General features: G+C 47.2%; 13 protein-coding genes. 12 read left to right on the top strand and 1 reads right to left on the bottom strand.

All coding sequences use genetic code 11. The features are described 5' to 3' along the window. The first annotated feature begins 9 nt into the window (after nucleotides 1-9). The 10 genes from DESYODRAFT_RS18585 to DESYODRAFT_RS18540 all read left to right on the top strand — a co-directional run bounded on the left by DESYODRAFT_RS18585 (nucleotide 10) and on the right by DESYODRAFT_RS18540 (nucleotide 8,960). Nucleotides 10-978, top strand: a complete 969-nt coding sequence (locus DESYODRAFT_RS18585) for a branched-chain amino acid ABC transporter permease (RefSeq protein ID WP_007785437.1) — start codon at nucleotides 10-12, stop codon at nucleotides 976-978. A 2-nt stretch (nucleotides 979-980) separates the two neighbouring features. Further along, a complete protein-coding gene (locus tag DESYODRAFT_RS18580) occupies nucleotides 981-1,763 on the top strand; it encodes an ABC transporter ATP-binding protein (RefSeq protein WP_007785435.1) in 783 nt (260 codons plus the stop codon). A gap of 13 nt (nucleotides 1,764-1,776) precedes the next feature. Further along, nucleotides 1,777-2,484 carry an ABC transporter ATP-binding protein gene (locus DESYODRAFT_RS18575; protein ID WP_007785433.1) on the top strand — a complete coding sequence of 236 codons (708 nt, stop codon included), beginning with the start codon at nucleotides 1,777-1,779 and terminating at the stop codon, nucleotides 2,482-2,484. Nucleotides 2,485-2,761: 277 nt separating this feature from the next. Beyond that, a complete protein-coding gene (locus tag DESYODRAFT_RS18570) occupies nucleotides 2,762-3,067 on the top strand; it encodes a (2Fe-2S)-binding protein (protein ID WP_007785431.1) in 306 nt (101 codons plus the stop codon). Further along, complete coding sequence (locus DESYODRAFT_RS18565; protein WP_042338837.1) at nucleotides 3,064-4,158, top strand: NAD(P)/FAD-dependent oxidoreductase; 1,095 nt, start codon at nucleotides 3,064-3,066, stop codon at nucleotides 4,156-4,158. Before DESYODRAFT_RS18570 ends, DESYODRAFT_RS18565 begins: the two co-directional genes overlap by 4 nt. Beyond that, entirely contained in the window at nucleotides 4,152-4,655 is a 504-nt protein-coding gene (locus DESYODRAFT_RS18560; RefSeq protein ID WP_007785429.1) for a 4Fe-4S dicluster domain-containing protein, read from the top strand. The genes DESYODRAFT_RS18565 and DESYODRAFT_RS18560 overlap by 7 nt, the downstream gene beginning before the upstream one ends. Continuing rightward, entirely contained in the window at nucleotides 4,645-4,932 is a 288-nt protein-coding gene (locus DESYODRAFT_RS18555; RefSeq protein ID WP_007785427.1) for a (2Fe-2S)-binding protein, read from the top strand. The genes DESYODRAFT_RS18560 and DESYODRAFT_RS18555 overlap by 11 nt, the downstream gene beginning before the upstream one ends. Further along, entirely contained in the window at nucleotides 4,916-6,064 is a 1,149-nt protein-coding gene (locus DESYODRAFT_RS18550) for an NAD(P)/FAD-dependent oxidoreductase (protein ID WP_007785426.1), read from the top strand. The genes DESYODRAFT_RS18555 and DESYODRAFT_RS18550 overlap by 17 nt, the downstream gene beginning before the upstream one ends. A 93-nt stretch (nucleotides 6,065-6,157) precedes the next feature. Continuing rightward, nucleotides 6,158-7,789 carry an L-glutamate gamma-semialdehyde dehydrogenase gene (pruA, locus tag DESYODRAFT_RS18545; protein ID WP_007785424.1) on the top strand — a complete coding sequence of 544 codons (1,632 nt, stop codon included), beginning with the start codon at nucleotides 6,158-6,160 and terminating at the stop codon, nucleotides 7,787-7,789. Nucleotides 7,790-8,081: 292 nt separating this feature from the next. Then, on the top strand, nucleotides 8,082-8,960 hold the full coding sequence (locus tag DESYODRAFT_RS18540) for a glycyl-radical enzyme activating protein (RefSeq protein ID WP_242833484.1): 879 nt from the start codon (nucleotides 8,082-8,084) through the stop codon (nucleotides 8,958-8,960). Nucleotides 8,961-8,972: 12 nt separating this feature from the next. Here the strand turns inward: DESYODRAFT_RS18540 and DESYODRAFT_RS27525 are convergent, their stop codons facing one another. Further along, complete coding sequence (locus DESYODRAFT_RS27525) at nucleotides 8,973-9,176, bottom strand: hypothetical protein (RefSeq protein ID WP_083842190.1); 204 nt, start codon at nucleotides 9,174-9,176, stop codon at nucleotides 8,973-8,975. A gap of 147 nt (nucleotides 9,177-9,323) precedes the next feature. Between DESYODRAFT_RS27525 and hypD the strand changes: the two genes are divergently transcribed. Beyond that, the gene (gene hypD, locus DESYODRAFT_RS18535) at nucleotides 9,324-11,681 is read left to right on the top strand and encodes a trans-4-hydroxy-L-proline dehydratase (protein WP_007785421.1); all 2,358 of its coding nucleotides are present in this window, start codon (nucleotides 9,324-9,326) and stop codon (nucleotides 11,679-11,681) included. 84 nt (nucleotides 11,682-11,765) lie between these two features. After that, nucleotides 11,766-12,170: a hypothetical protein gene (locus tag DESYODRAFT_RS28775; protein ID WP_169315902.1), complete on the top strand. Its 405-nt coding sequence runs from the start codon at nucleotides 11,766-11,768 to the stop codon at nucleotides 12,168-12,170. The last annotated feature ends 43 nt before the right edge of the window (nucleotides 12,171-12,213 follow it).

Genomic DNA, 12,213 nt, shown 5'->3' with positions numbered 1-12,213 from the left:
GGAATGGCTATGAAAAAATTACTCAGCAATTGGATTGTTCAGGCACTGCTGTTCCTTTGTGTGCTAGGCTTGACAGCCTACGGCTCACAAATAATTTCTAAAATTATACCGACCTATATTCTAATGATTTGTTTGTTTATTGGGATAAACATGATCATGGCTTTAGGATTAAACCTGATTACCGGGGTAACGGGTCAGCTTTCTTTAGGACATGCTGCTTTCATGAGTATCGGAGCTTATGCTTCGGCAATTGCCACCGTGAATTACCACGTGCCCTTTCTGCTGGGAGTATTAATAGGCGGTCTTGTCGCGGGTTTGTTTGGAATTATTATCGGATTTCCGACTCTGCGCCTGACAGGAGATTATCTGGCTATTGCTACGCTGGGGTTTGCAGAAATTGTACGAGTCCAATTCACAAATATGAAGATTACGAATGGGGCTATTGGTTTCCTCGGGATTGAGGGATCGACCACTTTCCCTATTGTTATAACTATTGCGGTGTTTACCATATGCGCTATGGTTTGGCTGGAAAACTCCCGGAATGGACGGGCCATGCTTGCGATTCGGGAAGATGAAATCGCTTCCTCAGCAGTAGGAATTAATACTACATTATATAAGATTCAGGCTTTTGCCATTGGCGCTTTTTGCGCGGGGGTAGGGGGAGCACTTTTTGCTCATACCACTACGTTTATTCAGCCAACTGATTTTGGGTTTCTCAAGTCCGTCGATATTTTGAGTATTGTTGTTCTGGGAGGTTTGGGAAGTATCCCCGGAACGATTATCGGCGCGATCGTTCTTACCTCTGCTCCGGAAATTTTAAGGCCGCTCTCAAACTATAGGATGATCGTTTACGGGTTATTGTTGGTCGTGATCATGATCTTCCGTCCCTATGGGTTATTGGGCGGAGTAAACCTAAGGCGGGCCGTTCGCCGTGCCTTTATGCTGCCTAAGAAAAAACAGGCCGGACGGGGGGAATAAGGATGAGTTTATTAACTTTGGACAACGTAACCATCCGCTTTGGCGGTCTGACTGCTGTTGACAGCGTGAACTTAGAAGTACAGCAGGGCGAAATTCTGGCCTTGATCGGTCCTAATGGTGCGGGTAAAAGCACAGTGTTTAATCTGATCACGAGTATTTATAATCCCACTGAGGGTAGGATATCGTTGGATGGCAAACCATTAGTCGGCATCCCTACTCACAAAATCGCTGACATGGGTATTACCAGGACCTTCCAGGCCATTCGCCTATTTACTGAGCTATCTGTCTTGGATAATGTAAAGATTGGGGCCCACTGCCGGGGAAAAGCGGGCTTAGTGCACTCCTTTACCCGCTTGCCAAGCATGAAACGTGAAGAGGCAGAAATCGAAGAGAAATCCCTTGAAGCCTTGGGTTTCCTCGATTTAGCTTCGAAACAGGATGAAATAGCGAAGAATCTATCCTATGGAGAACAGAGACGTTTAGAGATAGCGAGAGCCTTAGTATCCAAGCCAAAATTACTTCTGTTAGATGAGCCTGCGGCCGGGATGAATCCTCAGGAAAAGGTCGTCTTAATGGAAATGATTCGCAGAATTCGGGATACGGGTATTACTGTTTTTCTGGTAGAACATGATATGAAGCTAGTCATGGGTATTTCTGAGAGAATTGCTGTGCTGGATTACGGCAAAAAGATAGCTGAAGGGACCCCCTCAGAAGTTCGCAGTAATAAAGCGGTTATCGAAGCATACCTGGGCTCCGGTAAATTCAAAAGCAGAATTCGGCGCTAGGGAGGGCCAGAACATGTTAAAGTTAGAAAAGCTCGAAGTGAGTTACGGCTCAATTAAAGCCTTGCACAGCATAGCTCTGGAAGTGAAAAAAGGGGAGATCGTCGCCTTAATCGGAGCCAATGGAGCTGGGAAGAGTACAACCCTTCGCACAATCTCAGGACTTCTGAAACCATCCAATAAAGAAGGGAAGATAAGGTTTAAAGATAAGGAAATTCAAAGTGTCTCCCCCCATAAAATCGTGGAGATGGGCTTGTCTCATGTACCGGAAGGTCGTCGTGTGTTTCCTGATATGTCCGTTTATGAGAACCTTCTGATGGGTGCTCATAGTCGTAAAGGGAAGCCGGATCAGACCGACTTCGATCGGGTATATCATCACTTTCCCAGGTTAAAGGAGAGAATTAAGCAGATGGCCGGCACCTTATCCGGCGGAGAACAGCAAATGCTTGCTATGGGCAGGGCCTTGATGGCCAGGCCTGACCTGCTGCTCCTTGATGAACCAAGTATGGGTTTGGCCCCAATGCTTGTGGAAGAAATCTTCCACATCATTGAAGATATTAATGTTGCGGGAACCACGATTCTTTTGGTTGAGCAAAATGCTCACTTGGCCTTGGAAATTTCGAACCGGGCCTATGTTCTTGAGACCGGCGAAATTGTCCTGGACGGTCAGGCTCAGGATTTAGCACAAAATGAGAATATCCGTAAGTCTTATCTCGGAGAATAGGTTTATTGTTTAACCTTTAATCAAGCTAAAGAAGCTGATTCTTCGTTCCGGAGGGAATTCTTCTTTCGAATCTGCAGTGTTAATAATTACTTAACACTTGAGATTTTGGAGGAAGTTCTCTTTTTTTGGCGTGTAAGGGGGAGGGGGCTGCTGACAAGTTGTTCAGCAGCCCCCTCCCCCCTTACACCCTGAAATAGTGGCACAAGAATTGCATGTATTAACTCTCAGAGAGTTCCATTGACCTATTAAGATTTTCATAACTAGGGGAGTGAGTTTAATGCGTATCACTGAGCATCCGATTTTAGAGTTTCAGCGTGGAGAAGAAGTCTCTTTTTTCTTCGAAGGGCAGGAGCTTAAAGGTTTTGAGGGGGAGACTATTGCGGCGGCACTTCATGCCGCCGGGGTTAGAGTTTTGGGCCACAGCCCAACAATGCACCGGCCCAGAGGTCTTTTTTGTGCGATCGGAAACTGTTCTTCTTGTCTAATGATTGTCAACGGAGAACCTAATGTCAGAATTTGTGTAGAAAAGCTTAAGTCCGGCATGAACGTAGAAATTCAACAAGGAAAGGGGTGCCTGAGGTGAAAGAGATAGAAATTCTCATCATTGGCGGCGGGCCGGCTGGTCTTAGTGCTGCCGCTGCAGCGGCTGACTTGGGTGCCAGTGTCCTTGTCTTAGAAAGGGACGGGAAACCGGGCGGCCAATTAGTCAAGCAAACTCATAAATTCTTTGGTTCTAAAAAGCAATATGCCGGGGACCGTGGTTACCAGATCGGTAATCTGCTGATTGATCGATGCCAAAATAATCCCAAGGTTGAAGTTTGGACTGACACCACGGCTCTGGGGATTTATGAAGACGGAGTCGTAACTGCTGAAGGGCAAGGCAAGCATCTTAAAATAAAACCTCAAAAAACAATTGTAGCCACTGGTGCTTCTGAGAAAATGATTGCCTTTCCTAACAATGATATGCCTGGTATTTATGGGGCTGGGGCTGTACAGACATTGATGAATGTCCATGGGATTGTCCCTGGCCAACGCGTCCTGATGATCGGCGCGGGGAATATCGGCCTGATTGTTTCCTATCAATTGATGCAGGCGGGAGTAGAGGTAGCGGCCATTATTGAAGCAGCCCCGGCCATTGGCGGTTATCTTGTGCATGCTTCGAAGATTCGCCGCGCGGGGGTACCTATTTTAACCTCACATACTATTAGGGAAGCTTATGGGCAGGAAAGTGTTGAAGGGGCCATTATCTGCCGGCTTGATGAGCAGTGGCAGCCAATTCCAGGGACTGAACAAGATCTTAAAGTGGATGTAATTTGTCTGGCCGTTGGCCTGAGTCCCTTAACTGAACTTTGCTTTCAGGCGGAGTGCCAGATGAAATACGTGCCTGAGCTTTCCGGACATGTCCCTCTTAGAAGCGAATCGTTGGAAACCACACGCCCAGGCCTTTATGTCGCCGGGGATGTAAGTGGAGTTGAGGAAGCCAGTTCAGCCATGGTTGAAGGCCGGTTGGCCGGTATCAGCGCTGCCTATAGTTTAGGGTATGGAAATGAGGCTGCAGCGAAACTTCAAGCTGAAGCTTTGGCTGAGTTAAGCGAACTTCGTTCCGGCCCTGCCGGTCAAAAGACGGTGCAGGGAATTAAGAAACTGATGGATAAGGAGGAAGCGGCATGCTAAGCAAAACTGGGATTCCGACAGCTGAGGATATAAAAACCGTTGCTCCTTCCGAGGAAAGACTGAAGAAAGGTCCTGTAGCCGTTATTGAGTGCTTTCAGAAGATTCCCTGCAATCCCTGCACAGAAGCTTGTAAACAAGGGGCAATTCAGGCGATGAAAGATATTAATGATCTTCCGAAACTGGAATTTGATAAATGCAACGGCTGCGGTGTTTGCCTTAGCCGCTGTCCGGGGTTAGCCATTTTCATTATCGATGCTTCTTACAGTGACACGGAAGCCATTGTCAGAATTCCTTTTGAATATTATCCGGTCCCTCAAGCCGGCGAAAAGGTCGTTGGTTTGAATAGGGCCGGAGAAGAGCTCGGTATGTTTGAAGTGAGCAAAGTTCAGTCCGGCGGTCAAAAAAATAAGACCTATACGGTTTGGTTGGTTGTGCCAAAAGAACTTGCTATGGACGTGCGCAGCATTCGTTTGGGAGGGGTTAGACATGCAAGCTAAGGAGACCATCGTCTGCCGGTGTGAGGACATCACCTTAGACGAAATTCAAGCACTGATTAAGCAAGGATATCGTACCATCGATGAAATCAAACGTGTTATTCGTGCGGGAATGGGCCCTTGCCAGGGACGAACCTGCCGGATGCTGATCGCCCAGGAACTCGCCAAATATTACAAAATTCCGGTGGGAGAGGTTTTGCTGCCTACCTTTCGGCCGATTGTGAAGCCGGTCAAATTAGGAACGCTTGCGGGGGGTGAATCAATTGCAAAAAACAGCTAATGCAGTGATTATCGGCGGCGGGATTACAGGCTGCGCTGTGGCTTATGAAATGGCTGTCCGAGGGGTAAAAGATATAGTTGTTATAGAAAAACAGTACCTTTCTTCCGGAGCAACAGGCCGCTGCGGTGCCGGTGTCCGCCAACAGTGGGGAACCGAGACCAACGCTATTCTGGCCCGGGACAGCGTTAAACGCTTTGAGGGTATGAATGAAGAACTTGACTATGATCGGGACATCGAATTCAAGCAAGGCGGCTATTTGATGGTTTCTTATACTGAAAAGGAATGGGATCAGTATAAAAAGAATGTTGCTGTGCAGCATAGCCTTGGAATTCCTACGAAAATGATTACCCCTCAAGAAGCCCGGGAAATTGTGCCTCATTTGAATCTCAATGGATTGATCGGGGCCACGTTCTGTCAATCGGACGGGCATGCCAATCCCTTTCATGTGGTCGATGCCTATTACAAAGCCGCCCTTCGCTTGGGGGTAAAATTCGAGACTTATACCTCCGTAACCGGAATCACCCTGGAAAAAGGGACTGTTACAGGTGTTCAGACCACTAGGGGAGATATTGCCACTTCAACTGTGATTAATGCCTGCGGTTATGCAGCAGGCACGATTTGCAAGATGGCGGGCTTTGAACTGCCCCTCTATCCCCAGAGACACCAGGCATTGGTAACTGAACCAGTAGACCCCTGCCAGGGGCCGATGGTCATTTCCCTCCATTATCGTTTATACTGTCAGCAGACTCCTCATGGCAGCTTTATTATGGGTGTGGGTGATCCCAATGAACCTAAGGACTTTAATATTAATTCCAGCTGGGAGTTCTTAGAGGATGTTGCTCGTCAAGCGACCACAGTCTTACCTCTTCTGAAGAACCTCCGTGTTGTCCGCCAGTGGTCGGGTCTTTATGATATGAGTCCGGATGCCAATCCGATTTTGGATGAAGTTCCGGGCGCTAAAGGAATGTGGGTGGCTGCCGGCTTCAGCGGCCATGGGTTCATGGTTGGTCCCCAGACGGCCGTCCTTTTAACTCAAAAGATTCTCGGTCAGGAGTGTTTTATGCCCATTGAACGATTTGGTCTGGCCCGTTTCCTAGGGGGAGAATTGGACCTGGAATCTGCAGTGGTATAATATCAAAGTTCAGCTTGAGTCAGACGAACGGATTAAGATAGTCAATGTAATAGTAACTTGAAAAACCAATAATAATTAGGAGGAATGTTAAACATGAACAATGCCTATTTTCAACTTAAGCTTCCGGAAAACGAACCGATCAAAGGTTATCTGCCGGGATCTCCGGAAAGGATTGCCTTAAAAGCAGAACTTGAGAGACAATTAGTTAACCCGGTTGAAGTTCCTATTATTATTGGCGGTAAAGAAATCCGTACCGGAAATAAAGAAAAAATGATCTGCCCCCATGACCATCAAACGGTACTTGGCGAATACTATGTGGCCGGCGAGCAAGAGCTGCTTATGGCTATCGAAGCGGCTGAAGCAGCAAAAGCTGAATGGGAAAACATGCCTTGGGAGCATAGGGCGACTATCTTTTTAAAAGCAGCCGATTTATTGACCGGAAAATACCGGGCAAAAATGTCCGCGTCTTGTATGCTCGGACAAAGCAAGAATGCCTTTCAGGCAGAAATCGATGTTATCTGTGAACTAGCGGATTTCCTCCGGTTTAATTCTTACTATGTGCAGGAGATCTATAAACAACAACCCAACAACTCAAATGGTGTTTGGAACCGGGTAGAATATCGTGCCCTGGATGGTTTTGTTGCAGCGATCACCCCGTTCAATTTCACTGCGATTGGCGGTAATCTTGCCACAGCTCCCGCTATGGCCGGCAACACGGTTTTATGGAAACCATCATCAACAGCAGTACTTTCCAATTACTATGTCATGCAAATTCTTATCGAGGCCGGTTTACCTGCCGGTGTTATTAACTTTGTGCCTTGCCGGGGTGTTGATTTCGGCAAAATTGTTATAAATCATCCTAAATTGGCAGGCTTCCACTTCACAGGCTCGACCAGCGTATTTAACAGCATCTGGAAGCAAGTCGGCGAAAATATTGATAAGTATGTTACCTATCCACGTCTCGTTGGTGAAACGGGCGGCAAAGATTTTATCTTTGCTCATGAATCGGCAGATGTTGAAGCACTTACTTGTTCGATCATTTTGGGTGCTTTCGAATACCAAGGGCAAAAGTGCTCGGCGGCTTCCCGCGCTTACATTCCGAAAAGTCTTTGGGGGGATCTGAAAAAACGCCTTGAAGAAGAGATCGGCAAGATCAAAATGGGTAATGTTTGTGATTTCTCTAACCTCGTGAACGCTGTTATTGATCACAAATCTTACCAAAACATTCAAAGTTATCTGGATTATACCCGGGAATCCGGTGATGCGGAGATCATCATCGGCGGAAGATGTGATGACAGTGTCGGATACTTTGTAGAACCTACGGTAATCTTAGCCAAGACACCTACCTTCAAGACAATGGTGGAAGAGATTTTCGGGCCGGTTATAACCATCTATGTCTATGAAAATGACAAATTGGATGAAGCATTAAGAGAGTGTGATACAGCAACTGCTTATGGATTGACAGGTTCTGTATTTGCCCAAGACAGAGCGGCCATTATCAAGTTATCAAAGGCTTTGGACCATGCAGCCGGTAATTTTTATATCAACGACAAGCCTACCGGTGCGGTTGTCGGTCAACAACCATTCGGCGGCAGCCGCGGATCAGGAACCAATGATAAAGCCGGCAGTGCAATCAACTTATATCGCTGGATGAGTCAGCGTACAATTAAAGAAACCTTTGTTCCTCGTACAGAAGTCGCTTATCCTTACATGGCAGAGAAATAAGTGAATTGATGGCGATAAAGGGTCTGTAACAAAACTGTTACAGACCCTTCTTGATGATGCTGCTATAAAGACATTTTAGAAGAACTCTGTATACTCTATAGTTGACCATAAAATTGAAGGAACTAAAGAGGTCCGTGGTGAATTAAATGATGATATCCAATTTGTATAACGGATAACATGGAAGTATATTGATTAGGTGATATAAAGGGGGAACGTTCCTTCCCTTTATTAAACAATCAGTTCGGATAATTAGGGTGGTGAGAATTTGCTGACTGGCAGGATCTTTAACATTATGAAGTATTCTATTCACGATGGACCTGGTATTCGTACGACCGTCTTTTTCAAGGGCTGTCCTCTCAAGTGCCAGTGGTGTCACAACCCTGAAGGTCAGGAATTTGCTCAGGAATTAATGTATCGACCGGATAAGTGTATCGGCTGCGGGCGGTGTCTTGAGGTTTGCCCGAGCGGAGCAGTGATTTTTTCTGAAGAGAAACTGGTTTACCAAAGGGATCAATGCCAAGCCTGCGGGGAATGCTGCAAGACTTGCTGCTCCGGTGTAAGGGAACTTGTTGCTAAGTCAATGTCCGTGGATGAAGTCATGGCAGAAATTGAGAAAGATTTGATTTTCTATGATGAATCAGGCGGAGGAGCCACATTTTCCGGCGGGGAAGCCTTGATGCAGCCAGACTTTCTCTTAGAAGTGCTCAAACAGTGCCGGAAAAAGGAAATCCACACAGCGGTCGAAACTTGTGGTTTTGTCAAATTGGACACTTTGAAAACAATCAGCGAATTCGTGGATCTTTTTCTCTATGATTTGAAACTTATGGATAGTAAGAAGCACCAGGATGTAACTGGGGTTCCTAATGAACTTATTCTAACCAACCTGCGTTGGTTGGCCGAGAACCATCCCCATGTCATTGTCCGCCTAGCGATTATTCCCGGGATCAATGACGATGAGGAGAATCTTCAGCGATTAGGAGAATTTACGGCGGAGTTAAAAGGGGTGACTGAACTTCATTGCTTGCCTTACCACCGGGCAGGGGCAGATAAGTACCGGCGGCTTGGTCTTGAGTACTGCTTGCCGGATATACAGCCTCCGGACGATGAACGAATGAAGGAAATTGCCGGAGAGTTGGAGCAATTTGGCTTTAAGGTAAAAATCGGGGGATAGACTCTCATGCTGTTACGTAGCACCATCAGAGGCTAAAAATAGGTTCCTTGGGTCGGGCAGTTTCTCCCACATCCGTTCACTCAGCACTCCGAGGCTCGCCCACTCACCGGCGCGGGACTCCGCCAAACCTCCGGGTAATACCTGATGTGAACCCGTGGCTTCGTTTCCCCGCACCGGTTTGTGGGCTTTTACCGCCTCTCCATGCGATGAGTTCACTCCTGTGGGAGAAGCTGCCTGGCTTTGAGGTCTTTAAGTTTTTAGGATAGCTCTTTAATGTTACAAGGAGAGGTACCTATCTTGACAAGTATAAGAAAACATAGGAATAAGGTAGTTAGAACGCTTACAAGATGAGGAGAGCTTAAAATGAATGAAAGAGTGGCTATGCTCAGGCAACAAAGCCTAGAAGCTGAGGCATATATCTCTGCTGAAAGAGCAGAGTTGATCACGGAATTTTATCGTTCGGCCGGGAAGACATCCGTTCCGCTTCAGCGGGCCCTAGCTTTTAAATATATACTGGAACACAAGGATATTTGTATTAATGAAGGCGAGTTAATTGTCGGAGAACGAGGACCTGGGCCTAAAGCTACTTATACCTACCCTGAGCTTTGCTGTCATAGTTTAGAGGATTTGGACATTCTGGATTCACGTCAAAAAGTCTCCTTTAAAGTCAGCCCGGAAGTTCGCCAGGCTTACGAAGAGCGGATCATTCCTTGCTGGCAGGGCAACTCTATGCGGGATCTGATGTTTGCGGAGATGTCTGAGGAATGGAAACGGGCCTATGATGCCGGCATTTTTACAGAGTTCATGGAGCAGAGAGCTCCTGGGCATACCGTACTTGATGATAAAATCTATCGTCGGGGTTTTCTGGATTTCATTGCCGACATTGATCAGCATTTGGCAAAACTGGATTACTTGAATGATGTGGAAGCCTACTACAAGCAGGAAGAACTGAAAGCTATGCGGATCTGTGCAGAAGCCATCATCCGTTTTGCTGAACGGCACGCTGAAAAGGCCGGAGAATTGGCTCTGTTGGAGACGGATGCCCTGCGTAAAGCTGAATTGGAGAGGATTGCCGAGGTTTGTTCACATGTTCCGGCCCATGCTCCGCGGAATTTCCGGGAAGCACTGCAAGGGTACTGGTTTGTGCATTTAGGGGTTATAACGGAATTGAATACTTGGGACGCCTTTAATCCGGGACGACTGGATCAGCATCTGAATCCCTTCTATAAGAAGGGCCTGGCAGAGGGAACCCTGACTGAGGAAGAGGCTAAAGAGCTCCTGCAGTGTTTTTGGATAAAATTCAATAATCAGCCTGCACCGCCCAAAGTAGGGGTAACTGCAGAGGAAAGCGGGACCTATACGGATTTTGCTAACATAAATAGCGGCGGGCTGAAAGCGGATGGTTCAGATGGTGTTAATGAGGTCACTTACTTAGTTTTAGATGTGATTGATGAAATGCGGCTCTTGCAGCCCAGCTCCAACATCCAATTAAGCAAGAAAAACCCGGATCGTTTTTTAAAGCGTGCGGCCAGGATTATCCGTAAAGGCTGGGGGCAACCCTCAGTTTTCAATGCGGATACCGTCGTCGAGGAACTGCTGCGCCAAGGTAAATCAATTGAGGACGCCCGGCAGGGCGGGACAAGCGGGTGTGTGGAAACGGGAGCCTTTGGTAAGGAAAGTTATATTTTGACCGGGTATTTTAACCTGCCGAAGATCTTGGAACTAGTCTTGCACAATGGGTTTGATCCCAGGACAGGTCAGCAGTTGGGCTTAGAAACCGGAGATCCACGGAGTTTTGAGTCATACGATGCTCTTTTCACAGCCTTTAAGCAGCAACTCCACTACTTTATGGATATCAAGGTCAAAGGGAGCAATATTATTGAGCGGCTATATGCCACGTATATGCCTTCACCGTTTCTTTCTCTGCTGATTGACGATTGTATTGCTAAGGGCAAGGATTATAATGACGGCGGTGCCCGCTATAACACTAATTATGTCCAGGGGGTTGGTCTGGGAAGTCTGACCGATATGTTGTCAGGCATAAAATATCATGTGTACGACAACAAGAATCTTACCTTAGATCAACTACTTAGGGCCTTGGACGATAATTTCTCGGCACATGAATCCCTGCGGCAGCTTCTGATGAACAAGACCCCCCACTTTGGAAATGATGATGACTATGCTGACGAAGTTATGGTAGATATTTTTAATGCCTATTATAATGAAGTCAATGGCAGACCCAATACCAAGGGCGGTGTTTATAGAATCAATATGCTGCCTACCACCTGCCATGTCTATTTTGGTTCGGTTATCGGTGCGACAGCAGAGGGACGGAGGGCTTGGGAACCGCTTTCTGAAGGGATTTCTCCTGTTCAGGGTATGGACCTTCGAGGCCCGACGGCGGTTATTAAATCCGCTGCCAAATTGGATCATGCCCGGACTGGAGGGACTCTCTTAAATCTGAAATTCACCCCTCAGGTCCTCGAAGGAGAAGATGGGCTTGGTAAATTAGCGCAATTGGTCCGCTCCTATTTTAAATTGGGAGGGCACCATATTCAATTTAACGTGGTTAGTGCTAAAACCTTGCGGGCTGCTCAGGCTGAACCGGAAAAGTATCGAGACCTGATCGTGCGGGTGGCAGGGTATAGCGACTATTTCTGCGACCTAAGTGAGGCTTTGCAGGAGGAGATCATTGCCAGGACTGAGCATACCATAGTTTAGTGCAGTCTGCTGCCCTGAAAACAGATCCTTCGCCATGCTCAGGATGACACTGCTCTATGTCATACTGAACGCAGTGAAGTTATCTTGCCCAATACTATTTTTTCATCCTCTGATGGTGCCGCGCCAGCGGCATGGAGGGCTACCCCGAAAAAATACCCTAAAGACATGCAGAAGAATCCCCAGACCCGCAAGCAGGGCAGCTTCGCCACAGAAGCGAACCCATTGCATGGAGAGGCGGTAAAAGCCCACAAGACGGTGCGGGGAAAGGTCGCCACGGGTTCACATCTTACAAGGTACTACCCGGAGGTTTGGCACGAAAATGTCCGGTGGACATTTTCGCCGAAGCGGCTATCCCCAAAGAAGACTTATCCGCTGAAGGTAGTCCCGCACCGGCGAGTGGGCGAGCCTCGGAATGCTGCGGTACACGAAGACACTGTCTTCGCACGGATTACCCTTCTCGCAGACACTGTCTTCGCACGAATTAACTAATCTTGCACGGATGTGGCGAAGATGCCCGACCTAAACGACCCCA

Origin of the sequence: Desulfosporosinus youngiae DSM 17734 (genome assembly GCF_000244895.1) — a bacterium.
Lineage (GTDB): Bacteria > Bacillota > Desulfitobacteriia > Desulfitobacteriales > Desulfitobacteriaceae > Desulfosporosinus > Desulfosporosinus youngiae.
This window is presented reverse-complemented; position numbering and strand designations above follow the sequence as displayed.